General features: G+C 69.5%; 18 protein-coding genes. 10 read left to right on the top strand and 8 right to left on the bottom strand.

Annotated features, from left to right (window positions below; all coding sequences use genetic code 11):
- Window positions 1-34: 34 nt before the first annotated feature.
- The 3 genes from LX13_RS15945 (at window position 35) to LX13_RS15935 (ending at window position 4,185) form a co-directional block, all read left to right on the top strand.
- The gene (locus LX13_RS15945; protein WP_253662281.1) at window positions 35-1,924 is read left to right on the top strand and encodes a hydantoinase B/oxoprolinase family protein; all 1,890 of its coding nucleotides are present in this window, start codon (window positions 35-37) and stop codon (window positions 1,922-1,924) included.
- Complete coding sequence (locus LX13_RS15940; RefSeq protein ID WP_253662280.1) at window positions 1,921-2,568, top strand: isochorismatase family protein; 648 nt, start codon at window positions 1,921-1,923, stop codon at window positions 2,566-2,568. Before LX13_RS15945 ends, LX13_RS15940 begins: the two co-directional genes overlap by 4 nt.
- Before the next feature lie 177 nt (window positions 2,569-2,745).
- Window positions 2,746-4,185, top strand: coding sequence for an alpha/beta hydrolase (locus LX13_RS15935; protein ID WP_301301283.1), 1,440 nt, complete (start codon window positions 2,746-2,748; stop codon window positions 4,183-4,185).
- A 4-nt stretch (window positions 4,186-4,189) separates the two neighbouring features.
- Here the strand turns inward: LX13_RS15935 and LX13_RS15930 are convergent, their stop codons facing one another.
- Window positions 4,190-4,657, bottom strand: a complete 468-nt coding sequence (locus LX13_RS15930) for an NUDIX hydrolase (RefSeq protein WP_253662278.1) — start codon at window positions 4,655-4,657, stop codon at window positions 4,190-4,192.
- A gap of 251 nt (window positions 4,658-4,908) precedes the next feature.
- Between LX13_RS15930 and abmR the strand changes: the two genes are divergently transcribed.
- Window positions 4,909-5,460: an ATP-binding transcription factor AbmR gene (abmR, locus tag LX13_RS15925; RefSeq protein ID WP_372499919.1), complete on the top strand. Its 552-nt coding sequence runs from the start codon at window positions 4,909-4,911 to the stop codon at window positions 5,458-5,460.
- On the opposite strand, the gene LX13_RS15920 is transcribed toward abmR, so the two are convergent.
- A complete protein-coding gene (locus LX13_RS15920) occupies window positions 5,461-6,033 on the bottom strand; it encodes a TetR/AcrR family transcriptional regulator (RefSeq protein WP_253662277.1) in 573 nt (190 codons plus the stop codon).
- Window positions 6,034-6,093: 60 nt separating this feature from the next.
- Between LX13_RS15920 and LX13_RS15915 the strand changes: the two genes are divergently transcribed.
- The 3 genes from LX13_RS15915 to LX13_RS15905 all read left to right on the top strand — a co-directional run bounded on the left by LX13_RS15915 (window position 6,094) and on the right by LX13_RS15905 (window position 8,786).
- On the top strand, window positions 6,094-7,218 hold the full coding sequence (locus LX13_RS15915; RefSeq protein ID WP_253662276.1) for an FAD-dependent oxidoreductase: 1,125 nt from the start codon (window positions 6,094-6,096) through the stop codon (window positions 7,216-7,218).
- A gap of 35 nt (window positions 7,219-7,253) precedes the next feature.
- Complete coding sequence (locus tag LX13_RS15910; protein ID WP_253662275.1) at window positions 7,254-7,634, top strand: AraC family ligand binding domain-containing protein; 381 nt, start codon at window positions 7,254-7,256, stop codon at window positions 7,632-7,634.
- A 69-nt stretch (window positions 7,635-7,703) separates the two neighbouring features.
- Window positions 7,704-8,786 carry an NADH:flavin oxidoreductase/NADH oxidase gene (locus LX13_RS15905; protein WP_253662274.1) on the top strand — a complete coding sequence of 361 codons (1,083 nt, stop codon included), beginning with the start codon at window positions 7,704-7,706 and terminating at the stop codon, window positions 8,784-8,786.
- A gap of 21 nt (window positions 8,787-8,807) precedes the next feature.
- On the opposite strand, the gene LX13_RS15900 is transcribed toward LX13_RS15905, so the two are convergent.
- The gene (locus LX13_RS15900; RefSeq protein WP_253662273.1) at window positions 8,808-9,608 is read right to left on the bottom strand and encodes a crotonase/enoyl-CoA hydratase family protein; all 801 of its coding nucleotides are present in this window, start codon (window positions 9,606-9,608) and stop codon (window positions 8,808-8,810) included.
- Between the two features lie 46 nt (window positions 9,609-9,654).
- The gene (locus LX13_RS15895; protein WP_253662272.1) at window positions 9,655-11,760 is read right to left on the bottom strand and encodes a RecQ family ATP-dependent DNA helicase; all 2,106 of its coding nucleotides are present in this window, start codon (window positions 11,758-11,760) and stop codon (window positions 9,655-9,657) included.
- Window positions 11,761-11,835: 75 nt separating this feature from the next.
- On the opposite strand from LX13_RS15895, the gene LX13_RS15890 reads away from it, so the two are divergent.
- Window positions 11,836-12,774, top strand: a complete 939-nt coding sequence (locus LX13_RS15890; protein ID WP_253662271.1) for an ROK family protein — start codon at window positions 11,836-11,838, stop codon at window positions 12,772-12,774.
- A gap of 91 nt (window positions 12,775-12,865) precedes the next feature.
- Here the strand turns inward: LX13_RS15890 and LX13_RS15885 are convergent, their stop codons facing one another.
- Window positions 12,866-13,069 carry a cold-shock protein gene (locus LX13_RS15885; protein ID WP_188489746.1) on the bottom strand — a complete coding sequence of 68 codons (204 nt, stop codon included), beginning with the start codon at window positions 13,067-13,069 and terminating at the stop codon, window positions 12,866-12,868.
- 224 nt (window positions 13,070-13,293) lie between these two features.
- Window positions 13,294-14,157: an LLM class flavin-dependent oxidoreductase gene (locus LX13_RS15880; protein ID WP_253662270.1), complete on the bottom strand. Its 864-nt coding sequence runs from the start codon at window positions 14,155-14,157 to the stop codon at window positions 13,294-13,296.
- A 61-nt stretch (window positions 14,158-14,218) separates the two neighbouring features.
- On the opposite strand from LX13_RS15880, the gene LX13_RS15875 reads away from it, so the two are divergent.
- A complete protein-coding gene (locus LX13_RS15875) occupies window positions 14,219-15,478 on the top strand; it encodes an acyl-CoA dehydrogenase family protein (protein WP_253662269.1) in 1,260 nt (419 codons plus the stop codon).
- Window positions 15,479-15,528: 50 nt separating this feature from the next.
- Window positions 15,529-16,839, top strand: coding sequence for a WS/DGAT domain-containing protein (locus LX13_RS15870; RefSeq protein ID WP_253662787.1), 1,311 nt, complete (start codon window positions 15,529-15,531; stop codon window positions 16,837-16,839).
- Between the two features lie 230 nt (window positions 16,840-17,069).
- Here LX13_RS15870 and LX13_RS15865 read toward each other — a convergent pair whose 3' ends face one another.
- Window positions 17,070-17,978, bottom strand: coding sequence for a transketolase family protein (locus tag LX13_RS15865; RefSeq protein WP_253662268.1), 909 nt, complete (start codon window positions 17,976-17,978; stop codon window positions 17,070-17,072).
- A complete protein-coding gene (locus LX13_RS15860) occupies window positions 17,975-18,670 on the bottom strand; it encodes a thiamine pyrophosphate-binding protein (protein WP_253662267.1) in 696 nt (231 codons plus the stop codon). Before LX13_RS15860 ends, LX13_RS15865 begins: the two co-directional genes overlap by 4 nt.
- Window positions 18,671-18,704 lie beyond the last annotated feature (34 nt).

The following is an 18,704-nucleotide window of genomic DNA, read 5'->3' as shown; positions in this document are numbered from 1 at the left end:
GACACACCCTCCCTCCCAGCACAGGAGAACCACGATGGCCACCATCATCGAAACCGCCACCGACCCGGTCGCGAAGACCTCCGTCGACCCGGTCACCCTCGACATCATCGAGAACGCACTGCGCAACGCCCGCTACGAGATGGACGAGGTGCTGTTCCGCACCGCGTTGTCGCCCGGCATCCGGGAACAGCACGACGAGTTCCCGCTGATCGCCGATCCGAGCGGCAAGATGGTCGTGGGTCAGTTCGGGCTCTCCGTCCCCGACTTCCTCGACAACTTCAACGGCACCGTCGGTGACGGCGACATCCTGCTGACCTCCGACCCCTACGCGTGCGGCGCAGCGATCAGCCACGCCAACGACTGGCTCATCGTGCTGCCGATCTTCCACAGCGGGCGGGTCGTCGGGTGGTCGTCGATGTTCGGCCACATGTCCGACGTGGGCGGCAAGACGCCGTCGTCGATGCCCGCCGACGCGCGCACCATCTTCGAAGAGGGCGTGGTCATCCCGCCGTTCAAGCTCTACGACCAGGGCACGCTCAACGAGACCGCCCTCGACATCATCCTCAACCAGGTGCGCATGCCCGACTGGAACCGCGCCGACCTCAACGGTCTGGTCGCGGCGTGTACCACCGCGTCGCGGCGGATCGTCGAACTGTGCGACCGGTTCGGCGTCGAGGTGTACCTGTCGGCGCTCGACGCGCTGCTCGACCGCAACTACCAGGCCATGAAGGTGCTGCTGGCGACGCTGTTCGTCGACGGCGAGACCATCGAGTTCAGCGACTACATCTGCGATGACGGGTGTGGTTACGGCCCCTACGAACTCACCATCAAGCTGACCCGCCACGGCGAGAAGATCCACCTCGACTTCTCCGAACACGCACCGCAGGCCGTCGGGCCGATCAACTACTTCATCAACGAGAACCTCGTCCGGATGTTCTTCGGCATCTACGTGATCACCATCGCCGACCCGCAGATCCTGTGGAACGACGGCTTCTATCCGCTCATCGACGTGACCATCCCGGACAACTCGTTCTGGAAACCGGCCTACCCGGCGGCGCTCAACGGTCGCAACCACGGCATCGGTCGCGTGTTCGACCTGTTCGGTGGGCTTCTGGGACAGAACAATCCGGAGATCCTCAACGCCGCCGGGTTCTCGTCGTCGCCGCACTTCATGTACTCCGGTCACTACGACGGCGGTCCGCGCGACGGCGAGTGGTTCCAGCTGTACTCGATCGGATTCGGGGGCATCCCCGGGCGGCCGATCGGCGACGGGCCGGACGGGCACTCGCTGTGGCCGTCGTTCGTCAACATCCCGTGCGAGTACCTCGAGTCGTACTACCCGTTGCGGGTCGAGCGGTGGGAGACCCTGCCCGACACCGGCGGTGCGGGGGTTCACCGTGGTGGCAACGGCGTCGACGTCGCCTACTACTTCGAGCAGCCGGGCACGATCGCGATCCATGACGACCGCTGGCTGACCTATCCCTGGGGTGTCAACGGCGGCAAGCCCGGCGCCCGCGGACGCAAGTGGATCGTGCGGAAGAACGGCGAGATCGACATCCTGCCCAGCAAGATCCATGACGCGCCGGTCTACCCGGGTGACGTCCTGCACTTCGTCACCTGGGGTGGCGGGGGATGGGGCGATCCGCTGACCCGCGACCCCGAACTGGTCGCACTCGAGGTGCGGCGCGGGCTCGTCACCGTCGAGGGTGCGACGGGCGGATACGGCGTGGTCTGCGACGACCAGGGGGTCGTCGACACCGCGGCCACGGAGACCCGTCGGCAGGAGATCCGGTCCGGACGAGGCGAACTGCAGACCTTCGACATGGGACCGTCGATCGCCGAGATCCTCGAACGCTGCGAGGAGGAGACCGGATTGCCTGCCCCGAAGCCGCCGGTCAGCGTGGCCCGGTCCGCGGCTCGATGACCGACGGGGTGCCCGACCCGCTCGACGACTACCGCCGGTCCGGTTTCGCGGGATCGGTGGGGTTCGGGGAGCGGCCGGCGGTGTTGGCCATCGACCTCGCCCGCGCCTACGTGGACGACTCCTCGCCGCTGCGTGCGCCGGTCGAGTCGGCGGTGGCGGCCTCGGCCCGGCTCGTCGCCGCCGCGCGCGGGTTGTCGGTGCCGGTGATCTTCACGCGGGTGAGCTACCGGCTCGACCCGGAGACCGGCGCGATCGTCGACGGCGGGTTGTTCGTCGCGAAGATCCCGTCGTTGCGAGTGTTCGCCGAGGGGTCGCCGTTGGCGGACTTCGTCGACGATCCGCGACCTCGCGGCGCCGAGGTGGTGGTCACCAAGCAGTACGCGAGCGCGTTCAGCGGGACATCGCTCGCGGCGACGCTGACCGCGCGGGGGATCGACACCGTGGTCATCTGCGGGCTGTCGACCAGCGGCTGCGTCCGGGCCACCGCCACCGACGCGCTGCAACTCGGGTTCCGACCGATCGTCGTCGCCGACGCGTGCGGCGACCGGACGCCGGCCATCCAGGCGGCGAACCTGACCGACCTCGCCGCCAAGTACGCCGACGTCGTCGACACCGACGAGGCCATCCGGATGATGACGGGCTGATGCCCTCAACCGGGCACCAGCTCGATCCGCTCCGCTTGTGTGGAAACGCTCCGGTTGCAACCGGAGCGTCTGGACAAAAGTGGAGCGGACCGGGCCGCGCAATCGGGTCGGTAACGTTTTGCGATCTCGTGACGACTCCGGTGTGTAGGCACGTCGGGATCACGAGGGGCACTTTGTATGGGCTGGACCGTTGTTGACGAGAACCGATCACCGGCGACCGGATGGAGCGCCGCGGTGCTCCGTCCCGCGGTGGTGCGACCCGCGGCGATCATCATCGCGGTGAGCGTCGTCATCTTCGCGCTGACCGCGCTGCTGACCACCGACAACAAGGCGCAGGCGCTGACCGGGCACCCCGAGGTTCTCCGCAAGGGCTGCACCTGGGACTCGTCGGGCAACTACGTCCAGAACTGCAAGGTCTACTCAAAGGCCTCGGGGAAGACGATCATCGTCCAGATCCGTGCGTCGAGCGGCAGCACCCAGGGCGTCTACCTCCTCGACGGCATGCGTGCGCGCGAGGACCGCTCCGCCTGGACCACCGACGTGCAGGCCGCGAAGGTCTACGACGGCAAGTCCGACACCACCCTGGTCATGCCCGTGGGCGGCGCGTCGTCGTTCTACACCGACTGGAACGGCCCGGCCGGCGCGAACACCAACTTCAAGCAGGAAACCTTCCTCACCTCGGAGCTGCCCGACTTCCTGCAGCAGAACTTCGGTGTCGCCAAGTCCGGCAACGCGATCGTGGGGCTGTCGATGTCCGCCGGACCCGCGGTGACGTTGGCCGAGAAGCACCCCGAGCAGTTCAAAGTCGTCCAGGCGATGTCCGGGTACTACCAGACCAACAACCCGCTCGGCGCGCTCGGCGTCTTCGCGACGCAGTCGATGGTCTCGAACTACACCAACGGAATCATCAACATGTGGGGCGCTCCCGGCAGCGCGCAGTGGCAGCAGAACGATGCGTCGCAGAACCTCGCGAAGCTCAAGGAGAACGGTCAGGTCCTGATCATCTCGTCGGGCAACGCGTTCCTCTCCCCGCAGGAGATGGCCAAGCTCAAGCCGGCCGACCAGATCAGCGCGATCCTGCTCGAGGCCCTGTCCGCGGTGTCCACGGTGCTCCTTCAGCTGCAGGCCGCGCAGGCCGGCGTCTCGGTCGTCACCATCCCGAACTACGGCGGCCACACCTGGGAGAACTGGGGTCGCGCGCTCGCCGCGGGCAAACAGAACATGCTGGACTCGCTGAAGGCGACCCCGCCGGTCACCGCGAAGACCGTGGTGCTCGCCGCGAACAAGATCGGTACGACCGAGTCGTCGTCGAGCGCATCGCCCACGCCGACCTCGTCGACCGAATCCGGCGCACCCTCGAGCTCAGCCGCGTCGAGTTCGGCCGCATCGAGTTCGACACCGTCGAGTTCGAGCGAGTCGACGCCGTCGTCGACACCGGGCGCGAGCACCGACGTCTCCGCATCGACCACCGCTCCGTCGGTGCCGTCATCGGCGTCGGTGGCCCCGAGCGCGGCAGCGGTGCCCGACACCGCCACCGGAAGCTCGACGGTCCCGTGCGCGACGGCCGCCGCGGCGCCGGGTCCGACCGCGGTCGCGACCTGCGTCCCGGTTCCCTGATCGGTCAGGTCCGGAAGCGAGCCTCCGGCTCGTTGTCGACGGCCGTGCCGATCCGATAGGTCATCTCGTCGGACATCGCGGGTAGATCGTCGAGCGGGAACCATCCGCACTCGCTGTTCTCGTCGTCGCTGACCGTGGGTTCGCCCGACACCCAGGTCATCCGGAACGTCAGGTCGAGGTACTGCGACACATCGCCGTTCGGGTAGGTGACCGGCGGTGTGACGTGCACCGACACCAGGCGCTGCGGCGTCACCACGCACCCGGCCTCCTCGGCGACCTCCCGCGTCGCCGCCACGGCGGGCTCCTCGCCGGGGTCGATGATGCCGGTCACCGGCGTCCACGCGCCGTTGTCGGAACGGCGTACCAGCAGGACCTCGTCGTCCCGGATGACCACCGCGGTGACCCCGGACAACCACAGCGGCGCGTGCCCGATGTGCTCGCGAAGTTCCAGGATGAAGTCAGGTGTGGGCATGCGCCCGACTGTATTCGGCTGCTGCCCACTCGCCGATCCTGTGTCGTCCACCCCGCCAGTTGGGCACGTGACACCGCCAATTGGGCACGTAAACACGCCAGTTGGGCACCTAACACCATCAGTTGGGCAGCGAGCGGTCAGCGGTGCCCAACCGATGCGAGTACGTGCCCAACTGGCGTCTGCTGTCAGCGAAGTCCGTCCGCTGCATTGTGTAAGCGTGTAATCATGTAATCACCGACAAAGGAGTGAGCATGATGAAGGAGAACAATCGCGGTGGAGGACGCCGCGGCGGCTGGCAGCAGGCCGAGCTGCCCGACGCGGGCGATGCCTCGGCGTGGTTCGTCGGTCGCCTACCCGACGGATGGTTCGACGGCAAGCCCGAGGTGATCGTCGACCGTGACGAGATCACCGTGATCGGGACGCTCGCCGAGCCGTCCGGCGACGGTGGCAGTGCGGCGGCGCAGGGGCGTGCCTCACGATTCCGGGAGGACACCCGCGATCAGCGCATGATCATCGCCGACGAGGCGCAGACCCGGTACGCCCGCAAGGTGTCGTGGGGAGTGCAGGTGGGTGTCGAACGAATCCTGTTCACGCACATCGCCGTCCCGGTGATGACGCGTCTTCGCCAGCCTGAACGTCAGGTCCTCGACACCCTCGTCGACGCCGGCGTCGCCCGATCGCGTGCCGACGCGCTGGTGTGGTCGGTCAAGCTGGTGGGAACCCACACCGACGAGTGGTTGGGCAAGCTGCGCGAGGCCATGAACGAGGTCGACTCCCTGCGAGCCGACGGTCCCGAGCTGTAGTCAGCGCCGGACCAGCTGTCGCTGCAGGGCCGGGCCGAATCGCTCGACGATCTCGGCCGGGCCGAGCGCGACGACATCGGGGACGCGCAGGACGTACCGCATCATCGCCATGCCGATGAGGGTGGAAGCGATCACCTCGATGTGGACGTCCGGATCGGCGCCGGCGGCGGTCACCGCCGGGCGTACCTGCCCGGCGAAGATGGCCCGCATCTGCTCGGCCGCAGTGGGTTCGGTGGCCGCGGAGGCGAGCAGGACGCGCAGCGGTTCCCCTTCCGGACCCTCCCATCGGTTCAGGAAGGTCTCGACGATCACCGCACCCAGCCGACGCCGCGGGACCGCGGTGAAGTCGGGCAGATGCAGGTCGACCTCGGTCGCCGCCTCGTACAGTCCGCGCTTGCTGCCGAAGTACCGCATCACGAGGGCGGCGTCCACGCCCGCGTCGGCGGCGACGGCCCGCACGGTGGTCGCCGCGAAACCGTCGTCGGCGAAACGCTTCCGCGCCGCGGACACGAGTGCCGCGCGCGTGCGGGGCGCGTTGCGCGCGGGATCGGCGCCGGGCAGGGGATCGGTCATGCCGGTCAGCATATGTCAACAAGCGTTGACCTCTCGACCGGGCGGGGTTAAAGTCAACGCATGTTGACTTCGACGAGCTCGGTTCTGGTGGTCGGCGGGGGACCGACCGGTCTGACCGCCGCGGCGGCCCTCGCCTCGCGCGGCATCGACGTCCGGGTGATCGACGCGGCGGCGCAGGGTGCCAACACCTCGCGTGCGGCGGTGGTGCACCCGCGCACCCTGGAGGTGCTCGAGGACATCGAGGTGACGTCTCGGATCCTCGATCGCGCCGTACGCGTCCCCAGGTTCGACATCCGCGACGGATCCAGATCCATTGCACAGTTAGACTTCTCGAGCCTGACGACCGACTACCCGTTCACCGCCATGATCTCGCAGGCCGACACCGAGACGATCCTGCGCGAGCGTCTCGGCGAGCTGGGCGTTGGCGTCGAGTGGAAGACCCGACTCGAGGGTCTCGACGCCGACGGTCGGGCGGAGGTGGTGACCACGTCCGGGCGCCGCAGCACGGTCCGATCCGACGTCGTCATCGGCGCCGACGGCATGCACAGCGCGGTGCGCGATGCGGTCGGGATCGGGTTCCCCGGAACCGGGTACGAGCAGTCGTTCGTGCTCGCCGACGTCGCGATGGAGTGGCCGGTGCCCCGCGACACCGTCTCGTTGACCTTCGCGCCCGAGGGACTCGCGGTGGTCGCGCCGTTGCCCGACAACCGGTTCCGGGTGGTCGCCACCGCCGACGATCCGCCCACCGAGCCCGATGCCGACTACATCGGGTCACTGCTGAGGCGTCGCGCGGGCCGCGCCCACGTCAGCGATGTCGCGTGGAGCGGGCGCTTTCGGATCCACCACCGACTCGCCGAGACCTATCGTCGCGGTGCGGTGTTCCTCGTCGGCGACGCCGCGCACGTGCACTCCCCGGCCGGCGGTCAGGGCATGAACACCGGGATCCAGGACGCGATCGCGCTCGTCGGTATCCTCGCCGACGGCGGCGACCCGGACTCCTACGAACGCCTCCGTCGCCCCGTCGCCCGGCGGGTGCTGCGGCTCACCGACCGTATGACCCGTGCGGCCACCGTCGATCTCGGGGGCGCCCGGTTCGTCCGCAACACCCTCATCCGCGCCGGGCTGAGCCTGCCGCCGGTCCGACACCGGATCGCGATGGAGATCTCCGAACTCGCCTACCGTTGACCTCGCCCGTGACGACACCCGCGAGAGGACGACCCGTGATCGAGTGCTGGAGACTGTGGACCGGAGACGACGGTGACTCGCACGTCGAGCACGGGGTCATCGACCTGGGGGACGACCCCGGCGCTCTGATGACCGGAGCGATCCCGGCGACGTCGGTGAAGTTCCAGGAGACCACCGCCGGTCATGAGTTCAGTTGGCATCCCGCACCGAGGAGGCAGTTCGTCATCACCCTGAGCGGTGTCCTGCACTTCGCGACCCGCGACGGAGAGAACTTCACCTTGACACCCGGCGACGTACTGCTCGCCGAGGACACCACCGGATCGGGCCACACCTGGACCCTGGACGACTCGGCGCCGTGGCGACGGGTCTACGTCGTCCTCGCCGAAGGCGTCGACGTGCCCTTCCGGCGGGACTGACGCCGTCCCCCGGGTGAGCAACGCCACAGCCGGGAATGATGCGGCAGTCAGATCCTGTTGGACTCGATCGTGACCTCACCCACCTTGTTCACCCCGATCACAGTCCGCGATCTCACGATCTCCAACCGCGTCTGGCTCTCACCGATGTGCCAGTACAGCTGCTTCGACCGTGACGGCGTGCCCACCGACTGGCATCTCGTGCATCTCGGCTCGCACGCCATCGGCGGGTTCGGTCTGATCGTGACCGAGGCGGCCGCGGTGACCGCCGACGGTCGGATCAGCCCGGAGGACGCGGGCATCTGGAACGACGAGCAAGGCGCCGCGTGGAAGCGCGTCGTCGACTTCGTCCACGGCCAGGGCTCGCTGATCGGCACGCAGCTCGCCCACGCCGGCCGCAAGGCCTCCACCTACTCGCCCTTCGCCGAGGCGGAGGGATCGGTGCCCGAGTCCGACGGTGGCTGGCCGACGGTCGCCCCGTCGGCCGTCGCCTTCGAGGGCTACGCGACCCCGCGTGCACTGACCATCGACGAGATCGGCGACATCACAACGGCGTTCACCGATGCCGCACGCCGCGCCGACGACGCCGGATTCGACGTCGTCGAGATCCACGCCGCGCACGGATACCTGCTGCACGAGTTCCTGTCGCCGCTGTCGAACACGCGCGACGACGCCTACGGTGGCGACTTCGAGGGGCGTACCAAGGCACTGCTCGAGGTCGTGGACGCGGTCCGCGCCGTCTGGAGCAAGCCGCTGTTCGTCCGCATCTCGGCCACCGACTGGACCGAGGGCGGCTGGTCCGGCGACGACTCCGTCGCGCTCGCGCAGATCCTGCGTGACCGAGGCGTCGATCTCGTCGACGCATCCACCGGCGGCAACGTGCTCGCCGACATCCCGGTGGGTCCGGGCTACCAGGTGCAGTTCGCCGCGCAGGTCCGCGACAAGGCCGGCATCGCCACCGCCGCGGTCGGCATGATCACCGATCCAGAGCAGGCCGAGACCATTGTCGCCACGGGGCAGGCGGATGCGGTCTTCCTCGCCCGTGCGGCGCTGCGCGATCCCGCGTGGCCGCTGCGAGCTGCCCACGACCTGGGGCTCACACATCACGAGGCGCCGTACCGCCCGCAGTACGCGCGTGGGGCGTGGCGGGACTGACGAGGGCCTGCCCGGAGTCGGTCAGCGGCCGGTGAAGCGGGGCGGGCGACGTTCGAGCATCGCGTCGACCGCCTCGTGGTGGTCGTCGGTCTGATGGGCGATCGCCTGCATGGCGGCCGACAGTTCCAACAGACTTTCCAGGCTCTGCTGTTGTCCCTCCCGTAGGAGTCGCTTCGTCATCCGCAGGACGTGCGGCGGGTTCGACGCCACCCGGGCCGCGAGGGCGTGGGCCTGGGCGAGGAGCTCGTCGGGTTCACACACCCGCGACACCAGGCCCCAGTCGAGCGCGGTGGTCGCGTCGATGGGGTCCCCGGTGAACGCCATCTCGCTTGCCCGGGCGAGTCCGATCGCGCGCGGCAGCAGCCACGCCCCGCCGTCCCCGGGGATGATGCCGACCTTGGCGAAGCTCTCGGCGAACACCGCGGTCGTCGACGCGAGCCGCATGTCGCACATCAGCGCCAGATCGCAGCCGGCGCCGATGGCGGGACCGTTCACCGCGGCGATGGTCGGGATCTCGCAGTGGTACAGCGCCTTCGGGATGCGCTGGATCCCGCGCCGGTACCCTTGGCGGAGCTCGGCGGCGGTACCACCGAACATGCCGACACCGTCACGCATGTGCTTGACGTTGCCGCCGGAGGAGAAGGCGCTGCCCGCGCCGGTGAGGATGGCGACGCGGACGTCGTCGTCGGCGTTGGCGGCCTCGACCGCGTCGACCAGCGCGTCGATGATCTCGTCGTCGGAGATGGGGTTACGACTCTCGGGCAGGTTCAGCGTCCAGGTGACCACCTGATCGGTGCGTTCGGTCAGCAGTGCGTCGGTCATCGTGTGGTCCTACTCTGTCGGGTCGGTCCGTGTGGGGAGTCGGTGGTCACGCCGGGCGGTGGATGACGAGGGGCAACACCGCGGTGGCGCCGGCCTCGCGGAGCTTGGCGGCCGCGACGGTGACCGGCCATCCGGTCCGTGTCGAATCGACCACCAGCAGAACCGATTTGTCGACGACGTCGGGCGGTGATCCCAGCGCGGTGCGCCAGAACGCGGCCTCGTCGGCGCCGGACGCATCCCGGCCGGGGGTGTCCGACGACTCGATCGGCAACACGTCACGGTCCAGTTTTCCCACCTGCGCCAGATGGTCGGCGATCGTCGCGCACAGCGCCGACGAGGTCAGGCTCAGCGAGATCGCGGTGTCCGGTCGCGACACCCAACTCGATCGCCATGCCGACAGGGCCGACACCGCCGCGGCGGCCACGTCGGCGACGGCGGCGGTGTCCCCGCGGCGCGCACCCTCGAGGGTGTCGGTCCACTCCGGGGCGTCGGCGTGGACGAGGACGCGGCCCGTCTCGGCGCCCAACTGTGCCGGGATCCGGCCCTTGGCGCCGAACGCGCCGCCGGGCCACATCTTGCGGGGCTCCATCTCGTGCGCGCCGGTGCGCAGGGTCGACGACACGGCGCGGACGGTCTCGTCGGCGGGGCGGCCCTGCAGCCCTTCCGACAGCGCGCCCCGGCAGACCGAGCACCGGCCACACGCCTGTACCTCGGGGTCGTCGAGTGACTCCACCAGCAACGCCATCAGACACCGTTCGCCGCGGGTGTAGGCGCGCATGATGTCGGCCTCGCGGCGTCGGGTGGCGATGATGCCGTCGTAGTGCTCGGCGTCGTAAGTCCAGGGTGTGCCGGTCGACCGCCACCCTCCCTCGACGCGGTCGACCGCGCCGTCGACCGCGAGTTGTTTGAGCATGAGCTCGACCTTGGTGCGTCGGATGCCGGTGGACGCCTCGATGGCGATCGCCGACGGCGGCTCGTCGGACGCGTCCAGTTCTGCGAGCACCTTCGTCATCTGTTCGGGGTCGGGGATGGTCGCGGTGGCGAAGTGGTCCCAGATGCCGGTGTCCGATGGCGACGGCAACAGCGCGACCACGGCGTGGTCGATGGCGCGTCCCGCACGGCCGACCTGCTGGTAGTACGACACCGGCGACGGTGGCGAGCCGACGTGCACGACGAACCCGAGATCGGGCTTGTCGTAGCCCATCCCGAGAGCGGAGGTGGCGACGAGCGCCTTCAGCTCGTTGGCGCGCAGACCGTCCTCGAGGCGGTGGCGGGTGTCGGCGTCGAGCTGGCCGGTGTAGGCGGCGATCGGGATCTCGTCGCCGTGGACGGCGTGTACCGCGTCCACGAGCCGCTGGGCGTCGGCGACGGTCAGGACGTAGACGATTCCCGAGCCGGGCAGGCGTGCGATGTGGTCGACCACCCAGCCGTAGCGCTCGATGGGACTCATCGAGTCGATGACGTTGAGTTGCAACGATGTCCGGGCGAGCGGTCCCCGCAGAACGAGGGTCGCCGGGCCGAGCTGACGTGCGACGTCGGCGGTCACACGCTCGTTGGCGGTGGCGGTGGTGGCCAGGACCGGCATGGTCGTGTTGACGCTCGCGAGCACGTCGGCGACGCGGCGGTAGTCGGGCCGGAAGTCGTGACCCCAGTCGGAGATGGCGTGCGCCTCGTCGATGACCAGCAGGCCCAGCGTGTCCGAGACCGCGTCGAGTACCCGCCGGCCGAAGCCCGGGTTGGCCAGCCGTTCGGGGGAGACGAGCAGGACGTCGAGGCTGCCCGACCGCAGATCCTCCTCGATCGCGTTCCAGTCCCCGACGTTGGACGAGTTGACCGTAGCCGCCGTCAGTCCGGCGCGCTGCGCGGCGGCGACCTGATCACGCATCAGCGACAGCAACGGCGACACGATCAGCGTCGGACCCGCGCCCTCGGACCGCAGGATCGCGGTGGCCGCCCAGTACACGGCGGACTTGCCCCACCCGGTGGCCTGGACGACCAGGACACGGGCGCCGGGTTCGGTGAGCGCGGCCACGGCTGTGAGCTGGTCCTCGCGGAGTGCGGCGTCGGGACCGGCGAGGGCGGCGATGACGGTGGCCGCGGTCTGTGCCCGCTCCTGCGTCCAGAGTGCGGGGTCGTGCGTTGCCGATGTCATCGTTCGCACGTTACCGCCCTTCGCCGACACCTCGATCGCGGTCGGTGGTGCCGGCCGCTCGCCTAGACTGGCCCTGTGACCGGCCCCGTTGTCCTCGCCGTCGATGTCGGCGGAACCAAAGCCGAGGCTGCGCTTGTGGACTCGACCGGATCTGTGATCGACGGGTCCCGCTTCCGCGCGCCGACCGGCCCGACCCGCACCGCCGACGAACTCGACGCAGCGGTGACCGAGGTGCTCGATCGGGTTCTCGATCAGCGGGGTGTCGAACGCCTCATCGGCGTCGGCGTCTCCTGCGCCGGGCCGGTCGACGAACGTGACGGCACCGTCAGTCCGATCAACCTGACGGCCTGGCGCCGACACCCGTTGCGAGATGTGGTGTCGGACTTCGTTGCTCGACGTTCACCGGATGTTCCGGTGGCGTTCGCCCGGGACGGCGTGGCGATCGCGCTCGCCGAGCACTGGGTGGGCGCGGGCCGTGGGGTGGCGAACATGCTGGGCATGGTGATCTCCACGGGCATCGGTGGCGGGATGATCCTCGGCGGCCGGGTCATCGGCGGCAACGCCGGACACATCGGTCAGATCGAGGTCTCGGAGTTCACCGGCGAGCTCAGCCTGGGACGCCGTACGACGCTGGAGTCGGTGGCGTCGGGTCCGCACCTCGTCGAGTGGGCCCGTACGCAGGGGTGGACCGGGGCGACGGGTGAAGATCTGGCTCGCGACCGGGCCGCCGGCGACGAGGTGGCGGACCGAGCGGTCGCGCGGCTGGCGGACGCTGTGGGGCAGGGCATCTCGAGTGCCGCTGCGCTCCTCGACATCGACCTGGTGGTGGTCGGGGGCGGGTTCGCCCGCGTCGCGCCCGACCTCGTCGAGCTCATCGGCGCGCGGGTCGCGCAACACCCGCTGGAGTACGTGGCGCGGGTGCGGGTCGTGCCTGCCGGCCTCGGCGACACCGCCCCGCTGGTCGGGGCGGCGGCGTTCGTCCACCGTGCGGATCTGATGCCGCCGGCGCGGTGACCGCCGCGCGCGACGGTCGACCCAGAACAGCAATCAACCCCGCCCGCTGCCGAAATCGGCTGCGAACGGGGTTGATCGGAGAAAGCGAGGGTCAGACGGCGGTGACGCCGACGGCCTGCGGGCCCTTGTTGCCCTGCTCGGTCTCGAAGCTCACGCGATCGTTCTCGTTCAGGCTGCGGAATCCGCCACCCTGGATCTCGGAGTAATGGACGAAGACGTCCTTGCCGCCGTCATCCGGGGTGATGAAGCCGAAGCCCTTGTCGGCGTTGAACCACTTGACAGTTCCCTGAGTCATGGGATGTTTCCTTTGTTTCCGTAAGATCGACGTCTCACCTCGTGTGAGACATCGGGTACTACCACAACGGGTGCGAAAGGAATTTTTTAGAATGTCCCGACGCGCTCTTGTGTAAATTCTTGCGAGCGACAATCGAACACAAAAACTTGAACCGAGGACCAGTCAACAGGGCCGGGTGAGAACTGTCAACCCACCGGCCGCGACATGTCGGATGGATGGACGGCTCAGCGTCGCAGGAACTGCTCGGCGACCTCGTCGAGCACCTCGACCGACGCGCGGTAGGGGTCGGTGTCGCGCGGCCAGTGACAGATGACGTCGCTGAAACCGAGTTCGGCAGCCCGGCCGGTCATGTCGCCGTAGAGCGAGAGACTCGACAGTGACGCCACCGGTGACGAGTCGAGGCTCAGGTAGGTCGGGAAATCGGCCCGGGCGCGGCCCGCGCGGTCCAACGAGTCGTCGAGCTTCGCGGAGCTGACCGCCACCGCGTCGAACCACGCGTCGAGGTCATCGGCCCGCGGACCCGTGGTGATCCATCCGTCCCCGGTGCGCGCCGCATAGTCGACCGATCGGGGGCCGTTGCCCGCCAGCAGCAACGGATTCCGCGGCCGGATCGGCGTGCCGCGCAGCCGCATGTCGGTGGTGGAGAACCACCGTCCCTCTGACGTCACGTGGTCGGCGCTCAGCACCTGGTCGAGCAGTTCGGTGAACTCCTGGAGGCGGTCGACGCGGTGTCTCGCCGACAGCGCCTCCCCGCCCTGGATGGTGGAGTCGGGGTCCCCGCCCGCTCCGAGGCCGACCAGCAGGCGGTCGCCGGACACGTCGGCGACGGTCTGGAGTTCACGCGCGAAGGGGGCAGGATGACGGAAATTCGGTGAGGCGACGAAGATCCCGAGCGAGATCCGGGAGGTGACCGTGGCGGCCGCGGTCAGCGTGGGGATCGCGCCGAACCACTCCGACTCGGGCAGCCCACCCCACACCACGTGGTCGTAGGTCCACGCGTGGTCGAAGCCGAGTTCCTCGGCCCGCTCCCACAGGGGACGGGCGTCGGTCCAGCGGTACTCGGGAAGGATCGCGATTCCGTGGCGCATGCCGCGAGAATACGGCGCCGTCGGACGCGCGTCGGTACGGCGTTTCGTTCACCGTGATCGCATGTCTGTCCTGTCCCGCCGGCGGCGGCGATACTTTGCGGTCGTGACCATCTCCATCGCCGCCACCACATCCGACGCCGACCTGCACGCCAGGTTCGACCCGATCTTCGCCCGCATCGCCGAAGGGGCGGTCGAGCGCGAGATCGATCGCCGCCTTGCCTACGACGAGGCCGGATGGCTGCGCGAGGCCGGGTTCGGCGCTCTGCGCGTCCCGGTCGAGTTCGGGGGGTTCGGCGCCACCGTGCGTCAGGTGTTCGACCTGCTCATCGACCTCGCGTCGGCGGAATCCAACCTGCCGCAGGCGCTTCGGGTGCACTGGAGCTTCGTCGAGGACCAGCGGCTGTCGACCGACGCCGAGGCCCGTGAGCGCTGGCTGCGTGCCGTCGCCGACGGCCGGTTGGTGGGCAACGCGATCACCGAGCCCGGCGTCGGGGCGGTGGACCGTTACCGGACTGCCGTGACACGCGACGCCGACGGACTGGTTCTCAACGGCACGAAGTACTACAGCACGGGCAGCCTCTACGCCGACCACATCCTCGTCGCCGCCGACCTCGACGGTGAGCGGGTCTCGGTGCTGGTCGACGGGGACGCCGACGGCGTCACCCAGCACGACGACTGGGACGGCTTCGGCCAGCGGCTCACCGCCAGTGGCACAACCGAGTTCGTCGACGTCCGTGTATCCGAGGACCGACTGCTCGGCGCCGGTTACGGGGCCGCGGGCCGCACGTACGGCACGTCCTACCTACAGCTGGTCCAGCTCGCCGTGCTCGCCGGCATCGCGCAGCGGGCCACCGACGACGCCGCCGCGTGGGTGCGCGCCCGGACCCGCAGCTACACCCACGCCACCGCCGATCTGCCCCGACACGATCCGTTGGTCCAGCAGGTCATCGGCCGTCTCTCGGCCGCCGCCTACTCGGCGCGCGTCACCGTCCTCGCCGTCGCCGACACCCTCGACGTGGCCCTGGACCACGCGGCGCAGACCGGCGCGTTCGACGACGCCCAGCTCGACGCCGCCGAACTGGCGTCGGCGCGCGCGCAGGCCACCGTGATCGAGCAGGTCCTCGCGGCCACCAGCCAGCTCTTCGAGGTGGGTGGGGCGTCGATCGTCTCCGAGCGACTCCGTCTCGACCGGCACTGGCGCAACGCCCGCACCATCTCGGTGCACAACCCGCTGATCTACAAGCTGCAGTCGATCGGCGCGCACGTGCTCAACGACGACGAACTGCCGTACGCGTGGAGCGCGGGTAGCCGCACCTCGTAACCACGGGCCGCGCACGGGATCGCGGTGTTAGCGTGCGTGGCGTGGAGCGCATGACGGCCACCGACGCCCAGACCCACTGGATGTCGGCCAAGATCCCCAACGATCAGTTCCTGCTGTTCGGTTTCGTCGGGGTGTACGCGCCGATCGAACGGATCGCGGCCGACCTCGAGGGGCGGGCGTCGGCCATCGCCGATCTGCGGATCCGAGTTCGTGAGGTGCCCGCCACGCTCGATCATCCGTACTGGGTGTCGGCGCCGGTGACCGCCGATCAGATCCGGATCCACCGCAGGGTGTCCGGGTGGGACGCGTGTCTGGCCGACCTCGCCGGACGGATGGCCACTCAACTCGACGCCACCACGCAGGGCTGGCGGGTCCATCTCTACGACGCCGTGCCGGGTGCACCCGGTGTGGACGGGGACACCATGGTCGTCGCCGTCCTGCAGATCGCGCATGCCCTCGCCGACGGCTCCCGGGCCACGCGCATCGCCCGGGAGTTGTTCGACAGTCGCCCGATCGGCTCGGCGGACCCCGCCTCGTCCACCACCGGGTACGGCGTGGGATCGACGGTCCTGGCCGGGCTCGGGATCGCTCGCCTGCCGCTGCAACTCGTCTCGCTGATGCGTCGGGGTCGGCGTGCCCATCTCGCCCATCGCGACCTCGAGCGGGACATCGCCGCGGGCGTCCGCGCGGCGCCGCAGCCCGGCGGTCCGAGGTCACCGATCAACGCCGCCCCGGGCCAGCGGCGTGACGTGCGGGTGGTGCTCACCTCGACGCATCGGCTCCGAGAGATCGGCGGGAGCGTGACCGTCGGTGCACTCGTCGTGATCGGTCGGGCACTCGATCGCCACCTGTCCGTGCGAAAGGACACCGAGCTGCGGGCCGAGGTGACCATCGCCAAACCCGGACCGGCCCGCGCGCGCAACCACTTTCGCAACGCCGGGGTCGGTCTACACGTCGACGAGACCGATCCGACCCGCCGGGCGCGGGCGATTCGCGCCGACCTCGACGCCGCACGGCGCCGCACGGATCATCACCTCACCGAGGCGGAGTCCGCGGCGATGGGATCGGTCCCCGCGGCACTGCTGCACTGGGGGGCACGGTCCTTCGACACCACTGTGGTGCCCGAACTGGTCACCGGCCACACCGTGGTGTCCAGCGTTGACCGAGGCGCGGCCGATCTGACCCTCGGCGGGGGGACGGTCCGCTTCACGGCCGGGTTCCCGGCGCTCTCGCCGGTGCAGTCGCTCACCCACGGCGTCCACGGGATCGGTGACACCGTGGCGATCTCGATCACCGCGTCGCCCGACGTGGTCACCGACCTCGACGGATACCGCGACCGGGTCGTCGACGCACTCGGCTGATCAGATCGTGACGGGTCGTTGCGGATCCGGCGGCGTGGGGCCCGGTCCCGGTTCCGGTGACGGAACCGTCGGCTCCGGCGTCGGCGCGGGCACGGGTGACGGTTCCGGGACCGGAGGTGAGAAGGGCTCGGGTGCCGGTTCCGGCTCGGGCGGCGGTGGCGCGGGTATCGGTTGTCCCATGACGGGTTCTCCCATTCGTTCCGGTGTCACCCACCGTAGGCCCGCCCCCCTCACACGGCAACCGGCGTCCGCCACGAGCGGATCGAGTCGGCCAACCCGGCCGCATCCAACCCGGCGGCGGAAAGATGTTGCGCGGCAGTCCCGTAGTTGCGCAGTTCGTCGACACCGAATCCCAGCGACAGCAGTCGGTGTGGCCGGTGCGCGAGCGCCGAGCCCACCTGATGGGCCGAGGTCCCGGCCATGTAGGGCTCGACGAGAACCACGTCGGGCACCGCGTCGCCGAGCGCGGCGCGCACGCCGGCGCCGTCGAACGGACGGACCGTCGCCGTGTAACAGACGGTGGCGTCGAGTCCCTCGGTCGCGGCGAGGACCGCGTCGAGCACGGGACCCACCGCGATCACCACGAGACCGTTCGATCCGTTCCGCACGCGGTGCAGGCGGCCGTCGCCGACGTCGAACGAACGCGAATTCTGTTGCGCGGTCACGCGCACGTAGCTCCGACCGCGGGTGACGTGTCCGCGCCGCATCACCTGGTCGACCTCCGCCGCGGTGCCGGGAACGTGCACCGTGAATCCCGGGACCGCACCCATCAGCGCGACGTCGGCGCTGGTCTGATGCGTGCGACCGACGGCCGCCATGTCCACCGAGCCGCCGGTGGACACGAGCATCCCGTCGGTGTCCTGATGGGCGAAGCCCAACTTGATCTGTTCGTAGGCGCGTTCGACGAGGAACGGCGCGAACGTGTGGACGATCGGGAAGACACCGGCGAGCGACAGCCCCGCACCCACGTTGACCATCAGCTGTTCGCGGATGCCGACGTTGATGACGCGGTCGGGATGGCGACGCTGCGCGGCGCCCAGGTACTGCCCGGCGATCTCCGCGTAGACGATGGCGGTGTCGGCGTGCGTGTCGACGAGATCTACTGCGGTGGCGGCGAATTGTTCGCGGGGGTCGTTCATGACTTCCTCTCGACCAGTGCGGCGATGAACGCGGGGCGGCCCGCGGAGCGGGTGAGTGCGGATCGGATGGCGTCGTGGTCGTGCCCGTCGATCTCGGTGGTCGACCACTGTTCGACGTCGAAGCGCCGCGCGAGGCGATGCGGCCGGTTGTGGGTCGACGACGAGTTGTCGACGGCGACGACGGTGAGGTTGTCGAGTCCGATGGCGCCGGCGAACGCGATGGCCTCGTCGTTGGAGCCCTCGTCGAGTTCGGCGTCGCCGACCAGGACGTAGACGCGTGCGTCACTGCCGCGGGCACGCAGACCGAGCGCCGTCCCGACCGCCAACGGCAGACCGTGCCCCAACGAACCGGCGGAGATCTCGCACCCCGGTATCAGCGTGCGGTCCGGGTGGGCGCCGAGTGGGGAGTCGAACGCCATCGCGCCGTCGAGCCATTCCGCCGGGAAGAATCCGTGTGCCGCCAGCGTCGCGTAGAACGCCATCGGGCCGTGTCCCTTGGACAGGTAGAACCGGTCCCGGTCGGGATCGTCGACGCGGTCCGGCGTGAGCGAGAGGACGTCGTGGTAGAGCACCCACACGACGTCGAGGGTGGATTGCGAAGCGGGATCGTGCTTCTCGTCGCCGGTCATGCGCGAGAGGAGGTGTGGCAGATCCCGGTGGTCGAGGGTCGGATGATGGGTGGTCGTCGTCATACGACCAGGATCCGACTTCAAGTGAGGTTGAGGT

It is taken from the genome of Williamsia maris (assembly GCF_024171815.1).
GTDB classification, from domain to species: domain Bacteria; phylum Actinomycetota; class Actinomycetes; order Mycobacteriales; family Mycobacteriaceae; genus Williamsia_A; species Williamsia_A maris.
The sequence above is the reverse complement of the archived record's forward strand: the minus strand, read 5'-3'. Positions and strand labels throughout refer to the sequence as shown.